The 18,846-nt window shown below is 42.3% G+C and carries 15 protein-coding genes; 1 reads left to right on the top strand and 14 read right to left on the bottom strand.

Translation table 11 applies throughout. From position 1 onward, the window contains the following. Positions 1 to 60: 60 nt before the first annotated feature. The 4 genes from FKG96_RS10155 to FKG96_RS10140 all read right to left on the bottom strand — a co-directional run bounded on the left by FKG96_RS10155 (position 61) and on the right by FKG96_RS10140 (position 4,980). On the bottom strand, positions 61 to 948 hold the full coding sequence (locus tag FKG96_RS10155) for a dienelactone hydrolase family protein (RefSeq protein WP_149105468.1): 888 nt from the start codon (positions 946 to 948) through the stop codon (positions 61 to 63). A 245-nt stretch (positions 949 to 1,193) separates the two neighbouring features. Then, on the bottom strand, positions 1,194 to 2,147 hold the full coding sequence (locus FKG96_RS10150) for a metallophosphoesterase (RefSeq protein ID WP_149105467.1): 954 nt from the start codon (positions 2,145 to 2,147) through the stop codon (positions 1,194 to 1,196). Between the two features lie 397 nt (positions 2,148 to 2,544). Continuing rightward, positions 2,545 to 3,810: a hypothetical protein gene (locus FKG96_RS10145; protein WP_149105466.1), complete on the bottom strand. Its 1,266-nt coding sequence runs from the start codon at positions 3,808 to 3,810 to the stop codon at positions 2,545 to 2,547. A 99-nt stretch (positions 3,811 to 3,909) separates the two neighbouring features. Continuing rightward, positions 3,910 to 4,980: an SDR family oxidoreductase gene (locus tag FKG96_RS10140; RefSeq protein ID WP_149105465.1), complete on the bottom strand. Its 1,071-nt coding sequence runs from the start codon at positions 4,978 to 4,980 to the stop codon at positions 3,910 to 3,912. On the opposite strand from FKG96_RS10140, the gene FKG96_RS10135 reads away from it, so the two are divergent. Continuing rightward, positions 4,981 to 5,868, top strand: coding sequence for an AraC family ligand binding domain-containing protein (locus FKG96_RS10135; RefSeq protein WP_149105464.1), 888 nt, complete (start codon positions 4,981 to 4,983; stop codon positions 5,866 to 5,868). A gap of 313 nt (positions 5,869 to 6,181) precedes the next feature. Here the strand turns inward: FKG96_RS10135 and FKG96_RS10130 are convergent, their stop codons facing one another. From FKG96_RS10130 to FKG96_RS26740, 10 genes are all read right to left on the bottom strand, one after another. Then, the gene (locus FKG96_RS10130; protein ID WP_130857064.1) at positions 6,182 to 6,814 is read right to left on the bottom strand and encodes a hypothetical protein; all 633 of its coding nucleotides are present in this window, start codon (positions 6,812 to 6,814) and stop codon (positions 6,182 to 6,184) included. Positions 6,815 to 6,911: 97 nt separating this feature from the next. Next, the gene (locus FKG96_RS10125) at positions 6,912 to 8,096 is read right to left on the bottom strand and encodes a PepSY domain-containing protein (RefSeq protein WP_130857062.1); all 1,185 of its coding nucleotides are present in this window, start codon (positions 8,094 to 8,096) and stop codon (positions 6,912 to 6,914) included. Continuing rightward, entirely contained in the window at positions 8,096 to 10,489 is a 2,394-nt protein-coding gene (locus FKG96_RS10120; protein WP_149105463.1) for a TonB-dependent receptor, read from the bottom strand. Before FKG96_RS10120 ends, FKG96_RS10125 begins: the two co-directional genes overlap by 1 nt. Positions 10,490 to 10,755: 266 nt before the next feature. Further along, on the bottom strand, positions 10,756 to 11,952 hold the full coding sequence (locus FKG96_RS10115) for an acyltransferase (protein WP_149105462.1): 1,197 nt from the start codon (positions 11,950 to 11,952) through the stop codon (positions 10,756 to 10,758). A 497-nt stretch (positions 11,953 to 12,449) separates the two neighbouring features. Next, positions 12,450 to 13,217, bottom strand: coding sequence for a hypothetical protein (locus tag FKG96_RS10110; RefSeq protein WP_149105461.1), 768 nt, complete (start codon positions 13,215 to 13,217; stop codon positions 12,450 to 12,452). After that, positions 13,214 to 13,504, bottom strand: a complete 291-nt coding sequence (locus FKG96_RS10105; RefSeq protein ID WP_149105460.1) for a hypothetical protein — start codon at positions 13,502 to 13,504, stop codon at positions 13,214 to 13,216. Before FKG96_RS10105 ends, FKG96_RS10110 begins: the two co-directional genes overlap by 4 nt. 1 nt (position 13,505) lies before the next feature. Further along, entirely contained in the window at positions 13,506 to 14,006 is a 501-nt protein-coding gene (locus FKG96_RS10100) for a CHAP domain-containing protein (protein WP_210421304.1), read from the bottom strand. Positions 14,007 to 14,009: 3 nt separating this feature from the next. Next, positions 14,010 to 16,220 (bottom strand): hypothetical protein, encoded by a 2,211-nt coding sequence (locus tag FKG96_RS10095; RefSeq protein WP_149105459.1) that lies wholly within the window; start codon positions 16,218 to 16,220, stop codon positions 14,010 to 14,012. Further along, a complete protein-coding gene (locus FKG96_RS10090; RefSeq protein WP_149105458.1) occupies positions 16,220 to 18,640 on the bottom strand; it encodes a hypothetical protein in 2,421 nt (806 codons plus the stop codon). The genes FKG96_RS10095 and FKG96_RS10090 overlap by 1 nt, the downstream gene beginning before the upstream one ends. Further along, positions 18,640 to 18,816: a hypothetical protein gene (locus FKG96_RS26740; RefSeq protein ID WP_168204553.1), complete on the bottom strand. Its 177-nt coding sequence runs from the start codon at positions 18,814 to 18,816 to the stop codon at positions 18,640 to 18,642. Before FKG96_RS26740 ends, FKG96_RS10090 begins: the two co-directional genes overlap by 1 nt. Positions 18,817 to 18,846 lie beyond the last annotated feature (30 nt).

Genomic DNA, 18,846 nt, shown 5'->3' with positions numbered 1-18,846 from the left:
TCTGGAAAGAAGTTGGAATACCCGCTTTTATTTATAGGTATCCTTTTACAAACTTTTACCTTACTTTAACTTTTGAGAAAAGAAGTCGATGGTACGTTTCCATGCCAACTGCGCAGCTTCTTTGTCGTACCGGGGCGTGGTATCATTGTGAAACCCGTGATTGGCATTCTCGTATATAAAAGCCTTATAATCTTTATGATTTTCCTTTAATGCTTTTTCATAAGCTGACCATCCTTCATTTACGCGGGTATCGAGTGCTGCATAATGCAACAGCAAAGGCGCTTTTATTTGCGGCACTTCATCCAAAGGAGCTTGGCCACCATAAAAAGGAACCGCCGCAGCCAAGTTTGGAATTCGGACTGCCATCATGTTGGCAATCCAGCCCCCAAAACAAAAACCAACTACCCCGACCTTACCGTTGCAGAACTTGTCCTTTTCTAGATAATTAAAGGCTGCGATAAAATCTTCGAGCATTTCATTTCTATCCCGTTTACTCTGCAATTCGCGGCCTTCATCATCATTACCTGGATAACCACCGAGCGGACTTAAGGCATCAGGAGCCAAACTTACAAAGCCTGCTAATGCAGCACGTCTCGCAACATCTTCTATGTGTGGGTTAAGCCCTCTGTTCTCATGCACTACAACGATACCGCCCAATTTTTCTACATCGTTTTTAGGCATGCTTAAAAGCGCTTTTATAGTACCGCCACCCTTGGGTGATGGGTAATCGATGTAGCTTGAAGTGATTCTTGGATCATCGGCTCGCACCTGAATAGCATCCTGATAATCAGGCATTAGAAAACTCATTAGCGACGTAACGGTAACTCCACCAACCGCATAAACCGAAAGCTTTTGCATAAAATCGCGCCGAGTGATACGATTGTGCGCATAATCATCATATAGATCAAAAACTTCCTGTTTTACATCTTCTTTTTTTAGGCTTTTCATAATTATGAATTTTTATAAAATTAAGAATGAACGGAACAAATACACGGATTAGTCATGTAAAATTTAAATGACTATCGATAGCCGTCGGCTGGCTAATGTTTAGAAGAAATGACAAAGGCCTTGCCTGGGAAGCAATGGCCTTTGCATATTATAATCAACCTAAACCTTATCTAGTTAACAGCATTCTTAATATTTTGTTTTGTCAAATAAAAACATCAACACGAAATACGTTTAGGGACGCCAATTTATACCTTCCAGCCGTAAGGAACGTACACATTATCAAAAGTACCATCTTCGTATAAATCGACTATGGCATATCCGTTTTTTGTAGCGTAGCGATCACCTTTCCACCAATTACCACTTACCGCGCCATTACTAATATAGGTAACACCTTGGTACTTTACTTCATCATTAAGGTGAATATGTCCACTTAAAGCTAATTTAACCTGTGGATGCTTGGTGAATAAGGTTACGACGCGCTCTGCATCATTTAAAATAGCGCCGCCCCCCAGCTGATACCCTGTATCTATTTTACCTAAATGACCAACAACCAAAGGCGCTGCTGATAAGATAGGTGCGTGCGATAAGATCACCGTATGTTTATCTTTATTCGCCTCGAGGTCTCGCCCTAGCCATTCAAACTGCTCATCATCTAGCTGGCAAGCATACCATTGCCCGTCCGTTGCCCTAACTTGTATACTATCCAATACGACAAAATGCCATCCAGCTTGATCGAAACTACGATAGGGCCTTTCTAGATGCATCATTTCTAAAGCATAATTCTTACCATAAAGTGGATCTTTTTTTTCAGCGGCCCCCCAGCAGTCGTGGTTCCCAATACAGTATGCGATAGGTAAACTGTTTTCATCTTTCATTAACTGGTGCCAAAGATTCCACTGTGTAACAACCCGATCTTTCGGCTGCTTTAGGGCGTCCATAATACAATCGCCCGTATTAACGATTAAAGTAGGCTTATCTGCTTGCGACTGCACGTGGTGTAAACAGCTAGCCAGACCTTTAGGCGCATCTAATTCGGGTTGCATGTGAACATCTGTTAAATGTGCAAAACGCAAAGAACGCTTGGCTATTTTTCCATTACTCAAATGGGTACTTGGTGTTTCGGCAAAAACAGATTTGCCCAAGACTAAACTGGACAGTGTGCCAATTCCCAAACTCTTTAATAATGATCTACGGTTCATTGTTGTTTTTTTATCAGCAAAAGTAAAACCGACAATATTAGCTTAGTGTTAAGAAATGGTTGTCTTTAACGCACTGTATAATCATCTGTATTGTATAAATTCCCGACAAACAGTACGCTAAAAAGATGTAAGGGCCCCGCATTTGAGTATACGACGCCCTTGCTATTTTTAATCCAACTGACTATATAACGAAATGATTAGCGAAAACGCGACAAGAACATGTGTTTTAGCCAACCGATTTAGGTCTATGGAATTTCCAATCCCTGCGCTAGCCTGCCGAATTTCATATAGTGGTGGTGCATAACTTAGTATGTTGATTTCATCATATTCGGCCGAGCATTTTTCCCCTAATAGGATATCGATCATGAAATATTAAATACGATGCGACATAACAGATTTATATTCTTTCGTAGTATTTTAGATCAGTAATTTTTCCGGTGCTTATATCCCATTGGTATTCAATCAACGTTTGATAACCGCAGGCCTGTACCTGCCAAATATAATGGTTTGCTGTGGGCCTTACCCGGTGTAAATACCCCATCATAGCCTTCAATGAAAGCGCTTTATAATCAGGGCGTCCACCCCAACTTAATTGCCCTGCGATTGAATTAGCAAGCTGAGTTGTAATGGTTTCGACGGAAAAGACAGTTGGATTCAGGAAAGAAATACTTTGTAAAAAAGTGTCACCAAGCTCTTCTCCCGATATTTTAAGCCTGTATTCAGTTGGTAACACGCCTGTTGCCGGAAATCTAGACAATAGCGTTTTTCTCACTTGTGTATACTGATCAAGGTGTTCCAAAAAGAACTGTTGTTTTTTTACCGCCAAGGTCTGCAGTATCTCGGTATGAGATGCGCGAAGGTACGCTGTATCAGCCAATATACTCCAACCTATTTTCTGAAGACCTTGACTTAGCGAATCGACTGTTGTTTTCGGGTTTCCCGATATAGCCAAATTGGATAAATCAGGACTGCTATCTGAAAGTGTAGCAAATCGCACATTATCTACGTCTTGTGTGGTGAGATTAAAATCAACGGCAATGCAATAATGGCGAGTGATCATAAAAAGCTGCCATTTATCCCGCAAAACCGGTAGCCCGTATATTAAAGGCCCAATTTGTGAATCGAGCATCAAATCATCATAAATGTTAGACGAAGTTTCTACAATGACCGGTAGCATCGTATTCGCGATTAATCCCATAATTGCCTCAGCAGTAAAAGATTGAAAAGTTAATAATCGGGCGTAATCGGCCTCCTTCCAAAGAATAGTAAGTGATGAGTCTACTATTGGAGTAAGGCGTAAGGCTTTTTCCAAATCTATAGGCGGAGGCGTTAACTTTTCAAAGCTCTGTCTACGAACGCTCTCATAAGCAAACCGATTTTCATCCAAATATTTACTTATCTCGCGAAAAAAAACACTCTTTTGCAATAATGTATTTCTTTCCTCCATGCTAGCATTAGAAACACTATCGGCTTGCTCAACGAAAGTTATCAACTCCTTCTCTAATCGATGCATAAAAGATACCGTTTTATCTTGCAAGGCGTAAGGTTCAGTAGAAACAAGCTGTCCATAAACAAAACCCGGGGTGGCGGTAAAAAAAAGAAAGATTATTTTCCGGAAACGCATAATGCCGGATAAAGTAAACAAGATAAATTGCGTTTTCATCGATTGCTGCTTTATTAATAAAAAACTCTTTGAGCTTGGAAAGATCAATATTAGATCATTGAATTCAAATAGCGTTTTTCAGGTATCTTTTAGTTGTCACTATGAATAAGTCGGTATAACCCCTTGGGCTCTAAATTCATCGAAAAGTTTGAAAAACATCTTTTCAGTATCTACATATTCATGAAAGCCAGATCTCCTTGATTTGCTACTATCCGCAAAAAAATCATAATCCCAGGAAAAAACAAAGTCTCCGAAAGCCCAGTTTGACAATTGATCATACTTGAGTCGAGGCAAATTATAGTTACTTTGCATCTTTTCCCAAAGACTTCCTTTATCACGCATAACCGTCTGCAGCGGAAGATGTAACGGACTTCCTACCGGCATTTCAAAGTATTGCGCTATTTTAGGCCATAAATCCTTCCATCGGAAAAGATCACCATTAGCAATGTTAAAGGCTTGATTTGCATTAGCGGGCTCCGTTGCGGCCCAAACAGTTGCCTTTGCCAGCAATCCCGCATCGGTCATTTCCATCAAGGAATGATAAGCTCCCGGCTTACCGGGAAATCGAAGAGGCAGTTTTAATTCCTTTGAAATAGATGCATAGATGGCAATGAGCAAGGCTAAGTTCATTGGGTTACCTAAACTTGCACCTCCAACCACTGATGGACGGATTGCGGACCAGGTCCAATTTTTGCCCCGCTGCCTTTCTTCAAGAAAGTACTGTTGGCTCAGATTAAATTCAGGTGGCACAAACCCGGCGTCTTCCTCTTTGGCAGGCGTTTTAAAAGGCCCCAAATGAGCTCCGTATACCTTATAACCCTGCATCAAACTAACATGCTGTAAATTGGTCGCCACTGGCTCAACCGCATCCATGAGATTAATAAGCATATCCAGATTCGGTTGTACAAGCGCTTCCCAGCTTGGTCTGTCTTGATATGCCGCATAAAAAATATGAGTAACCAAATTGCAATTTCGCAGTTTTTCTTCCGTATCTTCACGATCCAGCAAATCGATCGCCAAGTTTTTTAATCGACCACCACCTTCTCCACCTTTACGGGAAAGACCAATCACGTTCCATGCGCCATTATCCAATAAAAATTCGATAAGCTTTTTTCCTATTACGCCACTGGCGCCTACGACCAAGGCCGTACCTTTCAATTTTGTTTCCATATGAAATTCTTTGATTCCACAAAGTTCAAGAGATCGATTCACTATTATTGGTATATTTCTACGATTTTATTGTACCTTTCCGATATGAAGCGTTATGTACAGTATCAATCCTTTGTTATCGAAGAATTTGAAGCGAATACTTGGAAGCATGCTCTGCACAAGCACAATCATTATGAATTAATTTATATTAAACAGGGCGACGGCTTGCACTTTATACAAAACAAGAGTACCCTGTATTGCCGTGGAAGTCTATTTCTATTAGGTCCGGAGGATGATCACTATTTCGATATCCGTAATACTACTCGATTTATTTACGTAAAGTTCACAGATCTCCACTTATATCGAGGAGTTCAGGCTGATCATTTGTATCTGCAAAAACTGGAGTATTTAATTAAAAGTAGAGAAACCCATTTATCTGTTTTTTTACTTCGCGAAGAAGGACAGCTGCTCATCCAAAACGTTTTCAACACCTTCTCTTTAATTCAGCATCAAGTAACGGTATACGAAGAAGTCATTAGGTTACAGCTGTTTTCCATTGCCGTCATTTTACAACGTAATATGCCCGAGTTGCGCGTAACGGCAAACAGAAGTCAGGATATGCAAGCTCTTTTCTGTTATATCCATAAACATATATATTGTCCCGCTAAACTCCAGGCAGTCGAAATAGCCCACCATTTTAACAGGACACCCGATTATATTGGCCCGTATTTTAAGCGTCATGTAGGAATTACCTTGCGAGATTATATACGGCAATACCGGAATCAGCTGATTAAGAAACGAATCGAGAGCGGCAGTTATCGACTAAAGGAAATTGCAGCAGAATTTGGGCTGGTGGATGAAAGTCATGTTTTAAAGCTTTTACGAAGTGAAAACGAGGGACTGGTTTAAGCTTAGGATTGAGGCAAATTCTATCAACAAAAAAAGCCTTAGTAATCTAAGGCTTTTTAATTCGGGTCAATGAATGGACTGATTTCGAACCAAGTTATTGAAGAATTGATTGAAATTGATGACCTTGCAAAGGTCCCCATATCGGTGTAACGTAACTTTGAAGGGCTTCACTTTTCAAAGGCATCGTTTTTAGTTGACCTTAATTCCACCTTTCCTTTACTTTTTTGATATGATCAGATAGTCTAAGAGAGAATTTCTCTTCGTTGAACTTTTCACAATCTTCTAATCTGGTCACCAGCTTAACACTCTGGTTTCAGATTTGGATTAATTCCGAAATCTTTGGTTTAAGAATCCTTGCGTTATTAGGCGTAAAATGAACCGTTTTGTTTCTTAAACTAAATAAATTGACTATTTCATTTACATGAATTTTTCCATTATTCAGATCGTCTTTGAAAACATAAATAGTGCGTTCCATCACTTTCGCTATGGATATCCTTGAATAACTGAATTCATCTATCACGTCGGTATGCCTTAAGAACAGAAGATGTCTGTTAATCAACGTTTCAATAAAGAATCCGAAATTGTTCAAATGTCCCAGTATTTCTATCGAATCGATCCGATGGTTCAGCCCGAATTTGTAGCTATGTGTACTGGCTTCGATCTGAGATAGTTTCCAGGCAATCGACATTGACCGTAAAGTCTCATCGGTCAATGCGTCAGGAATAGTGGACTGTAAAATTCCAACAGCATTATCGGGCAGATCCATCGCCTCCACTATTTCCCTGTCGGCTTTGGATGGTTCGATCTTCTCCAGTTTTTCTGCAAATAGGATCGAAGCCAATTGATACGATAAGGCCGTATGGATATAACGAAAAGACTCCTGAAGAAAGAAGGTGGCACCAAGTTCAAGCTTGGAATAGGTATCTATATCGTGCTTTTTTGTCATTTTTAAACTCGTTCCGATCCCCAAATATAAGTAGTACCGGCAAGAAATATACAAAAGTTGCACCATTCAGACCAATTCAATCATATCGAGGGAAAGATTACACAGGCTTGCCTATCACGCGTTTGCTCTTCCTTCCCCACTTGCGGTTATACCAGATGATAAAACCTGTAACGGGTAATGAAGCCCCGATCAGGGAAGCAAGCGAGGCCATTATTTTGGTGATCAGGCCGCCGATATTGCCTACATGCAGTTCAAAATTCATTTGATAAATCTTTTCACCGGGAGAAAGCCGCTCAAAGTCGGGAGTTTGTTTGACCTTGGCCAAGGTATACTGGTCATAGCTGTATCGTCCGCCGTTATACCACACCCCGGCTCGCAGCTGTTTAAAGACAGTATAGGTATCCTGCGCATTCTTCGGATACAAGATCGTTACCCGCTCGTATCCCTTATTCACATATCGCTGCCACAGGCTGTCGTCTGCGTGCGCCATGGGTTTTAAATCCTTTCTCGGTAGCGAATGTCCAGGTTGAAATCTTTCCAATCGGGGTTTTCCTCCCGTCAAAAGCCAATGATAGCCTCGTTCAAACCAGTCGAAGGTGTAGTAAATCCCCGTAATGGTAAGAATGAGAGCCACTAAAAAAGCATAAAAGCCCAGCACGTTGTGCAGATCTATATTGAGCCGTTTCCATTTTGCGTTCCACTTGATTTTAAAGCTTTTCGCCCGCGTGGATTTATTCCATTTATTCGGGTACCACCAAATCAGTCCGGTAATCAATGTGATACCGAAGATAATGCATGAGGCACCTACGATCGGACTCCCTATCTTCGGATTGAGCCATAGAAAACGGTGTCCCGCCCGTAGAAAGATCATGAATTTCTGGGTTCCGCTCATCTCGCCTCCATCATCATGCAATACCTTTGCATTATAAGGATCCAGAAAGATGTTTTTATAAACCTTATCTGTCAGATTGCCATAGGTCAATACCGCGGCTTTTCCCGGCTTCTCATAAACAACCGATAAAAGGCTGAGTGCGGAATCCCGATTTGAAAGAAGATAGCGGTCTGCCTGTTCCCGCAAGATAGAAGGGGCCAGGAAAGCCCCCCCTGTACGTACCGCCACCCGGCCTTCTGTTTCCGTGAAACCGGTGATTTCATCACGGAATACCCAGACTGCTGCCGTTAGACAAACGATAAAGACCACTAGGCCCGAGGCCAAGCCCAACCATAAATGCAGCCACTCGTTTATTCGCCTGAAAAGTGATTTGGCTTTCTTTGGACCCATCAGAAACGAAGCGTTAAGTTTACAGCGAAATTCCGGGGGGCCTGTGGAGCTGTCCAAGCATCCCAGTAACGCTCGTTACCGATGTTATTCAACTTAAAGCCCAATCGCCATTTCGGCTGGTCATAAAAGGCCGTTGCATTCAATACCGTATAAGAGGGTACGGAAAACACATTATCGGCAAAGCCGAAGCTCTTATCCACATAGTTACCGCCAAAGCCCAACCCAAGGCCTTTCAATGCGTGCTGAAAGGTATACGAAACCCATAAATTCGCCACATTCTCCGGTGCATTGATCGCTTTATTCCCTTCGATCGTCGGGTCGGAAGCACGGACAATACGGTTATCATTATATACATAACCCGCCAGCAGGTGCATTCCGGGCACTGGGTTCGCGAGAAGCTCAAATTCCGCCCCTTTGCTCACCTGCTTTCCATCCTGAACGGTAAAACCATCTGTATTTATCCTCGTCGCATTATCAATCACAATACGATAATAGCTCAAAGTTAAGCTCACCTTTTTCGCCGCTGTTTCCAGCTTCACCCCTGCTTCCGACTGATTGGCGTTAACGGGATCAAGAACTAATAGTGTTCCGTCCGGTTGATTGGATGGAGCCAGATTCTGAAAACCGCTCATGTAATTCGCAAAGGCCGAAAGGCGATCTTTCCACACCTGATAAATCAAGCCCAATTTAGGAGCTAGCGCGGTTTGCTTATACCCCGGTGTCGTAGCAATCTCTTTTCGCTCGAAACGGTCCACGCGCAAACTTAACATAGCCGAGAAACGATCTGTGAAATTTATTACATCGGTAGCATAAGCGCTTATGGTCTGTTGACTTGCCTGCGGGAAAATGGTTTCAACAAGCCGTGCATCCACCATTCTTTTGCTTACGTCCGTAACCGGACCGTAAACACCTACTGTGTCTATGTTACCTGTGTTTGCGTTATTAAACCCACCTTTGGTATAGCGGTAGTTCACGCCTATCAATAAATTATGTTTTAGGAATCCTGTATAAAATTGGCCATTGACGTTTTCCTGCACATTTAAGTAATTATTGTAAATGGGACCATATACCAACACCGAACGTATTACACTGTCGGGAGCTGTCCAGGTCTGATAAAATTGATAACTGTGATCCACCTCTTCACCCACAAATGAGAACAGGGTAGAAGAAGTCCAGTTTTTCGAAATTTTATATTTCGCTTCCGTGAAAAACTTTGTAACTGTCGTTTTTGCATCCCCGTCATCTTTAAACAGTACACGGTTATAAGCCAATGGAATCTGTTCCGCACTTGTAATACCCGAAGCCCGATCAAAACGATTGTATACCATCCGTGTATTGTTGGTATGAAAGTATTCTGCGTCCAGCAGAAAAGTCAGGCGTTCATTCACCCGGAATGATAAGCTTGGCGCGATCAGAAATGTATTGTTAAACCCATAATTCAGGAAGCTTTTCTGTCTGTTAACGGCCGTGTTTAAACGGAATAGCACTGATTTATCATCCGTCAACGGTCTGTTCACATCTACCGTCAGGCGATTCAGATTATAACTTCCGGTTGTATATGAAACCTCGGTATGTGCAGTTTCAAAAGGTTTTTTGGTGACCAGGTTCACCACACCACCGAAAGACGAGACAGCCGAACCGAACAACGTTCCCGAGGGTCCCTTCAATACCTCTATACGCTCTATATTAGCGATATCGAGCGACGAACGCCCACTCACGGTCTCCATGCCGTTTCGGGCATTCACTCCGGTACTGAAACCACGGATCATCATGCCGAAGCCGCCCGAAGCATACACCTGCGGCACGCTGCCCGGCGCGTTGCGCACAACCTCTCCGATATCCACCGCAACCTGTTCTTTCATCAGTTCTTTTGATACCACGCTGTACACCTGTGGGTTTTCCAGGTTGCTTAGTGGCATCCGCGCCACGTAATCGGTACTTTTGTCCAATATTTTTTCTTCGCCCGCGCCGGTAACGATAACTTCCTGCAAGGTCTGCGCGTCCTCCGATAAAATTATCTGCAGCTCCACGGTGCCGTCGATCGGAACCAGAACTTCCTGCTGCTTCGGTCGAAGGCCCACAAAAGTGGCAATAACCGTTTGTCTTCCCGCCTTCACCCCTTCCATGGTAAAATTCCCGTCACGATCCGATCTGGTGCTGTGTCCACCACTAACACTGATGGTTACCGCTATTGCGGGCAGTCCGTCTCTGGTTACAACGGTCCCTTTTATGGTGCCCATCGGCTGCTTCGACGGATAGTCGTTATCGGATGTCTGCCCCAGGGCGGGTATTACACCAAAAGGACTTAAAAATAAAACGGCTGCCGTTAACGGTAAAAATAGAGCGGCACAAAATTTTTGTAGATTTTTGAGGCAGGTTGATCCCGTTTCCATACATTTGTTAAGTTAATTAATAAGACAATTGTTGATTAATTCAACCCGGCGGAAAATTTGGCGATAGACTGCCGGGTTCTCTTTATAGCATGCAGCAAGTTAAGTTTTCCTGAAGCCCATAATTTTGTATTAAGCGGATTGATCCGCACAAAAGTAATACTATTTAGAATTAATACAAATAAAATTAATCAACACTTAAAAAACGAGCTTAACGGAAAACTATCAAGAGATTCACGGATAGGCCCAATCGAAACGCGTAATGTATTTTACCAGTATCTCGCAATAAGGGGGACTCTTTTCAGTAAATAGCTTGCTCCCACACTGCAACACACCGAGCCCATAAACACCAATATAAACTTGATCCATACATTCAGCTCAATTTCCAATAGTAGGAACTGGATCCAGTTTACGAAAACATAATGGGTAAGATAGACCAGGAACGCGTATTTGGACAGGAAAGACATGGCACTGTTATGCTTTGTTGCAAAACGGCGAAATACGGTCACAAATGCCAGAATACTGGCGGTGCAGGAGCAGAGATACAGCGTAAAATAGATCATCCAGGCGGGCAATTCCCGAATAGATCCGTTGCGGACCAATGATGTCAGGCAGGGTGATACGAGCGTTAATACAACAAATGAAACTACGCAGGCTATGGTCCAAAGCCGCCACCTTTTTACCAATATCGAGTCTTTTGCCAATATGGTCCTTTCAAAATTACCCGAACCCAGTGCGACTCCCATCAGGAAATATCCTAGGTATAGCAACGGTCTGCAGTACTGAAAGTCGAACGGACCCAACCCCTTCCAAGTACCTGCACCGACAGAATATGCTATCGGAACGTAGAGTAGCCAGGAAATACCTAAGAGGATCAGAAAAACCAAAAAGGGTTTGCCGCCCATCCTTTCTAAATATTCACCGGAAAGAAACCTGCATCGTTTGAACCATGGGAAGACAAATAGGAAAATAATGTTAAACGCAAAGAGCATCCAGATAAACCACGTCGGACCAGCCGGCCAACCCTGATGGGTAAAGAAATCTTTGATATATTTAGCGGGATCTGTGTCACCGGTGGCTAGATAACAGGAAGGGAAATAGGCAATCAACATCAGCAATGTGCCGAAGGATATAAACGGCAAAAAAAGCCGGAGCGTTCTATCGCTGATGAATTTACCCCTGCTTTTTCTTTTCAGACTCCCGGGCAGGAATAAACCACCAATGAGGAACATCAGTGACATAAAGAAGATATCATTGAAATTTATGAAAATATCTAAGCCGATATTGTTATGCAGATCAACAATGGGGCTTGTGGACTCAATGTACCTTTCCCTACTAAACCACCCGAATGTAGCGTAGGCTATGGCGGAATGGTGTGCTACTACCAGTAACGTAAGTGTTGACCGAAGGTAGTCAATCCAATAGCTTCTTTCAGGCGTTGGGCTTAGGGACGTAGTGACAAGCATAGGTTCAAGTTATAATGTTTTTAATCTATTAGTAATAGTTTGTGAGTATATGACGAACAGCAAAGGTGAAAGGTTGCATCAGGTCCACATTGATGCCAAAATGCTGAGATTTGAACTGAAACTGCTGGTTCCGAATCACAAGATAACCGAATTGTTCAGGATGGTAATTTTGGATACTTACGCCACTGATACCGCAGAAAACAAGGAACGAAAAACGGTTTTAGCCAAAGAACTGACTGAAGAAAGCAACAAATTGGTGAGAGCGAGAGAATTACTCCTAATGGGAGATATCGACGGTAGGGACTTCAAAGAAATAAAATCAGTGTGTGGAAAGCAAAAAAAAATGGGCAAAAGATTTTTTGAAATCTTTTGCCCTGTGAAGGGTGGAATATGGGGCTCGAACCCACGACCTCCTGAACCACAATCAGGGGTCTTGATATTGATAATCAATAGTTTACGGACGACTTGTGTGTTTTGGTTACATAATGGTTACACAGTTAGTGTTTTCCTATCAAATCTATGTCTATTCCGAAGGCTGGATACCACTGGTTCATATTAGGAGAATAAAGGTAAGATCCGCTCGCGTTTATTCGTTTGAACCTTATGTTTATCTTGCCTCCGAACCCCGTTTCGTCTATATTTGGCAAATACATCGCACTGGCTTTTATCGAGTATCCCAAGTCAGGTTCTTTCTCTGCGATGGTTAGCTTTTCGTATCCTCTTATCTTCGCACGTTTATCGGTTGACCATATATTCGTATAGGTTACGTCATTCCAGTTATATATTTTCTCGTACCATTTACGAGGATCATAACTGACGGACTGAAAGTCAAAGTTATAGCTGAAGTTTGATATCGCCAGCGTATCGTTTTTAGGAGTGAACGATAATGTTAACCACTTATCCGACATTATATAAGCGGTGTCTGTAGGTCTTTTTCGTAACTGTATGTTTTCAGCGACAACCTGACCATAAGCGTTGGTTACGCTTTTTAATTGACTTTCCTTAATGCCTACGACTTTCATAAGGCTATCAACTTTAGCTTTGTCTTCAACCTTAACCTCGATAAGTTTCGTTATTGGTTCAGCTTCTTTATAGATCACGTGCTCAAGCCCTGCACTGTCAACTTTACGACTCAGCTCCTGAGCTTCAAGATCAACCGGAGATTTACTGTTAGACACATCAGGCTTCCGATCGCCGTTCCTTAGCTGTATCCATGCCATGCAGGCAATGATCGCTATCAGTACAAAAATCAATATGTTTTTCATGGTGTAGTTTTTATAGAATCCAATTTGGTCTGCACTCGGTCAATTACCCCTTGCTTGACCAATAGTGCGTTCTTAAAATCATCCATTTGCTTAAATTGGTCCGACACCTGCTTTTCAAGGTACTCGACTCTTTTTTGCAGTATCTTGTTCATCTCCCGCAGCTCTTTGCATTCGTCCTTCTGCGTGAATTCTTTGTACACGAAGTAGGCGAGCAACAAGTATGTAACTGCTTGAAGCGGATACTTAACGAAGCTTGGAAACGATATCGGTAGTTTAGGTACAGGCATTTTATTCTATTCTAATATATCCTTTGATTGATGTTAGTAATCTGGTCCTTTCGTAGACCCCATCTCCATTTCGGGAGCCGTCAGTGTTCGTGTTTCCTTCTACAGTGTTGATCGATGCGCCTTTAACGCCTGTCACCATTCCTGTATGTCCTGTTCCTTTACCGAAATCCATGATGAAGATATCCCCAACTTTTGGTGTAGAGTGCTTAAACTTCGGATTTACTTCGTTCCATTGCCTGAGCACTCCACCCGTTTTTACCAAAGGATTTTCAACTCCCAGATCTTCGGACGCTTGTCCAAACGCCCAATATACGAGTGCCATGCACCAAGCATAACCACCACCAAGACCAATCGACTTAAGATACTGCCTTACCGCCTGTCCGTTATTGTTACCTTCTTCCCGTACTCCAACCTGAGACAACATGATGTTCATTGCCGTGATGTTAAGCGGTTCAGTGGTTATAACCGGATATACTCCCACAAACTGTTTGTCTTTTCCCATATTTTAATTTATAAATCGGTTCTCCAAATCCATGTTACCATAGTTTTCCTGTATTGTTTCAGTACCAGATAATTGACTGTCATTACTATCGTATACCTGCATTATAGTGGCGCCTGTAAGGCTGCAATCCTTATCATTAAAGTACCCCCTTTGGACTATATACCTTTCAGTAGGCCTATCTTCGAATGTAATGCACGAATCTATGTCCAATCCATCCGATATCAAATCTCCCTCTACCACCCTCCATATATTTCTGTATTGTCTCATTATATCTCTACTGGCTATCATACCCAATGACGCATATGTGGAATAAGGGTTGTATATATCGTTCCACTTATCAATAAATGGTTTGACTCCGCCGTTACCATTGAACGTCATGGTTCCTATCAGGTCAGGGTTGTTTATGTCAGCAGTAAGTATATTTAATGGCTCAGGTCGCTCAATTGTTATTACATCTTCTGTATGGGTATATACCATTCCCTTTGGAATATTTTTGTTTCCATAGTCCACTTGATTACCCGTGTATACATCGGCTATATAGAAGTCATTGGATATAGCATATACTTCCATGCTCTGCCAGTTTAAGACTCCGTCATTTACTACTGAATCATACACATTGAACGTAACACCTGTATCGTTCATGCCCGGCCTGCCTACTTCCTCACCTCTCAATGCAGCTCCCTTGATGTTGAATATCAAATACCCGTCATCTGGAGCTTCGGGAATATCAACTAACACCTTTGCCCACCCGTTGTTGTCTCCCGGGTATGTTCTAGATACACCAACAAAATTATGTCTGGTCTGATTTGGCACCGCCTCTTCCCATCTGGATTCCAGATAATTCTTGTCTTTCTGATAGCCAGTGTTTACTAACGTATAATCTGTATACTGGGTGTTATCATCGTTCTTGTAAGACCTCAAAACAATCCTTACTACGCTACGGGTGTATACATTGACATTCCCAACAGTATAAAATGGCGTCTTCTGCCACCACGATATAAATATTTTATCTCCCTTGTTTATATGAACTTGATTTATGTGGTCCGAAGAATACAATCCCCCAAAAACAGAAACATTGACGATACCCGACATTTTAATAGTCGCTCCTAAAGCGCCCGGTGGATGTTCGCCGCCAAACGCGGGCTCCTTATTTATCTGTAGACCTGTAGTGCCATTCTTTTCCCATCCATTTGGAACGTATGTGCTTGGGTCAGCAACTGGACCGTCACCTAAAGGCAGGAAATAACCATTTGGGATCAGTGGCGTTAAATCGTCGCCATTTACTTTGTATCGATACTTATATTGAACGTTTTTCCATCTATAAGCATTATTCATCCTTATCAAGGCGCCATCCATCACCATCTTGCTGCTATCAGATATACAAGGAAAGGATATTTCAGGGGTATATGGTATTGTATCAGATTGCCCTGCATTTGTATTGTAAACCCTCCACGATTTACCAGTCAAGGTCCCGTAATCTTCTGCAACACGCTTAAATTTCCATGCCCCGTCTTTCTGATATAACTTGGCTCCCCATACCCTGCAAATGTCCATAACAACATCATAGCACGACATTACGTTGTTCTTGTATTCGGTATAGACATGGTTAAATGTATCTTCGTCCTCAACGGTAGTGTCCATGTATGTTCTTGGATGAGTCCAGGTAAAGTAAACAGGATCTTCGTCTTGAACCTGTCCTTCATATTCGAGGTTAACCATGGTGTGTAATGGCAATTCCAAACCGATGAAATCAAGGCACTGCCTCAATATAGTAGTGTGCCTCATCGGGGTGGTCCATATCTCTCCGTCAGGAGTAAGAAATCTATATTGATCCAAAGTTTGAAGTCCGTCATGAGCCTCTATTACCATCTCGAACAAACCGCCCGACCATTGCTGACTGAATCCGTTCGGTAACACCCATCCAACCCATTTTAACAGTCCATTTATCCTGTGTTCAACCTTATACTTTTTCCCATCTGAAGTATACAATTCGTCCATAGACCAAGTTGGATCTCCAACAAACCTTACCTCAGCAGATGATGACTTAAACCTATCAAACTTATTATCCGATACGGACTCGTAATTTATGGTTATGGGAACACTGAGGCAGTCCTTATCTTCAGGTAGGCCATTATAGTCCCTCTCAAGAACAGATACCCTGCAAATCGCTCCGTACCTGTTGCAGTATTGATGGTAATATTTCTCGTTATACATTATTCTCCGCCTTTGTTTACACTTGATAATCCTCTCTTATTTGAGAGAGATATTACGTTATTTCGTATTTCACCGGTCACATTGACGTTCATAGATTGACTAGACGAAGCAAGTTTACTTAATCCGGCCATTGGAGCGGCCGAAGGTATCGCCTTTGAGGCTGACATTACACTACCACCACCTATAAGCCCTCCAAGAAGTGATCCTAAGCCTCCGCCACCTGTCAGAACTTTACCGATGCCTAATAGGCCTCCTATCCAGTTCGTAACTTTTATGGCCGCTGTCTGCGCAACCATCTGTATTATCATCTTTTTGAACTCATTGGCTAGTGCCTGAAAAACATTAGTTCCGTCGGTAAGCATGGTCTCAAATGCGTTACCTACTGCGTCTCCAAGAGAAATAGAAAGCTGCTCTAGTTGCTCTATCTTTCGGATAGCATCTAGCTGTTGCCAATATTGTTCCTGTAGCTGTTTTTGTCTTGCAAGAGCCTCTTCCTGCGTCTTTACCTCTTTCTTGGCCTGATCGGCCATCTTCTTGTAGCGCTCATTGAGTTGACGTGTCAATATCTGAGACTGAGTTTCATACAGCCTACGGGTGTACTGAAGTGTTATATCAGCCTTTTTCTTTTCGTATTTATCGTTTATTGCCTGTTCCTGAGCTTTTCTACCTTCCTCTATATGTGCTATAACTTCTGAGTTACCTTGCGCAAGATTTATTTTTTCGTCATACCACTTCTTCAGTTCAGCAAGCTCTTTTTCTCTAGACTGTGAAGACCTTATACCTGATTCGGCGTCTATCTGTGCGATAAAATCAGCTATTCTCTTTTGCTCAGATATTGCTATGTTAGCCTGCTCTTGCCCCTCCCTTGCTATGAGTATAGTTTTTGCATTTTCTGCTTTCTGTGTTATATCTATGCCCCTTTTCTGCATATCTGCAACATACTTGTCAATATCTGCATACAGCTTTGCGTATTTCTGTCTTACCCGCTCTACTTCCTGATCGTTTCCAAGTAATCCAGACGCGTCAACACTATCGGCACTGGTTCCCAAAGCTTCTGCTATAACATCCCTGTATTCCTTAGCCTTCTTTGTATTTTTGTCTGTAGCCTCTCCTATTTTGCCAGTCCACTGTACGTTGTTCTTTGTTTCGTCCTTTGCTAGCTGCTCAAGCTTCAATTGCTGCCCTAAAAGGTTTATCCTTCGTAGACCATCACTTCTCAGTGTGTCATTTATTTTAGCCAGTTCAGCCTGAGCTTCCACATATCTAACCTGTAATTTTTCAGCTTCAGAGCTAGCGTTTTTTAGAAAACCTGGCAACATTTCTACATTTTTTGCCTGCTCATCAGTAACAAGAGGAACATCAATCCCTGAAGCTTGCATTTCAGCCTGTAGTCTGTTAAGCTCCTTTTGTTGCTTAATACGCTGGCTCTGTAACTTGCTTTGTCTCAAATCTATTTTAAATATTTCTTCCGCTGCATTCGAGGAGAGTTTTATAGCGGCCATTGCCCTTGCGGTCGCCTGTATCTGACCAATAAGTCTCTCGTAAGCTGATGCCGCGTTACCGGCCATTATTGCCTCATCGCTAAGGTTTTTGAAATATGAGGGATAAAGAGTTTGCAAAGCGTCTGTAGCAGCTTTACGCTCAGTAAGAGACTTGCTATGATCCTGAGTAACAGCGTATAAAACTTTTAGCTTTGCAATCTCTTCTCCTGCCGAAGCAACGGCATTTACCCTGTATTGATCTGTTAGTCTTAATGATTCTATGTATTCGTCAAGCTCTTTCTTTGCTGCCTTGATTGCGTTTGTATGTTCATTTGTAGCTTTTGTCGCTCTCTGTGACCACAGCTGGTATAATATGAAACCTGAAGTAACAGCCGACACACCAAGAGATAATAAATTTACTCCTGAAAATAACGAGGCAAAAGAGGCCTTAAGTGCTGCGCTGGTAGATCCTGTCTGTTGCTTTAATTGCGCAAAGTTTGAAGTCAGTTGCTGAATGTTGTTACCTATCCCCATGAGGCCGTAAGGCGCATCCTGAATGATCCTGTTAAACTCTACAGCTACCCCAGATCCGTTAACTCCGGTCTGTCTTAGCGATTTGTTTAAGTTGTCAGTCTCGTTCTTTAATCTCCTGACCTTAGGAGCGGCCTTTTCCGCTTCGTCTCCAACCGGTTTTACTCCGTTTGAGGCGGATACCCCAACCTGCTTGGAACTGGCGACAACTTCATTAAGACTATTGGTTATTTTGGCTACGTTGGCATCTATCCTTAAAACTGCTGATGTAAGCTCTTCTGATATGTTGTTGGTAGATTTAGCCACGCTGCTTGCAAATCCCTTGACTTGTTCCTGCCCTTCTTTAAGAGCTTCTACCAACTTATTAATGTTGGCCCCGATTTCAACTTCTAACTTAGGTGTAGCCATTACTTCAACTTATATTTACGCATTTCTGCCATTTTTGCCCTTCTTTCTTCGTTTGTCATGTTAACCCTTGGTTGGTCATCTCCTATAGGCATGAATTTTTCAGGTTCTGGAAACGATTTTTTCTTATCGGCTTGCATCCTACATAAGTACCAGGTCTGCAACCTAGTAAATTTCATATCTGCTATCTTTAACTCATTGTGAGCGTT

It is taken from the genome of Olivibacter sp. LS-1 (genome assembly GCF_008245145.1).
GTDB classification, from domain to species: Bacteria; Bacteroidota; Bacteroidia; order Sphingobacteriales; family Sphingobacteriaceae; genus Olivibacter; species Olivibacter oleidegradans.
Note: the sequence above shows the minus strand (reverse complement) of the source record. Positions and strands in the feature narration are given on the sequence as shown.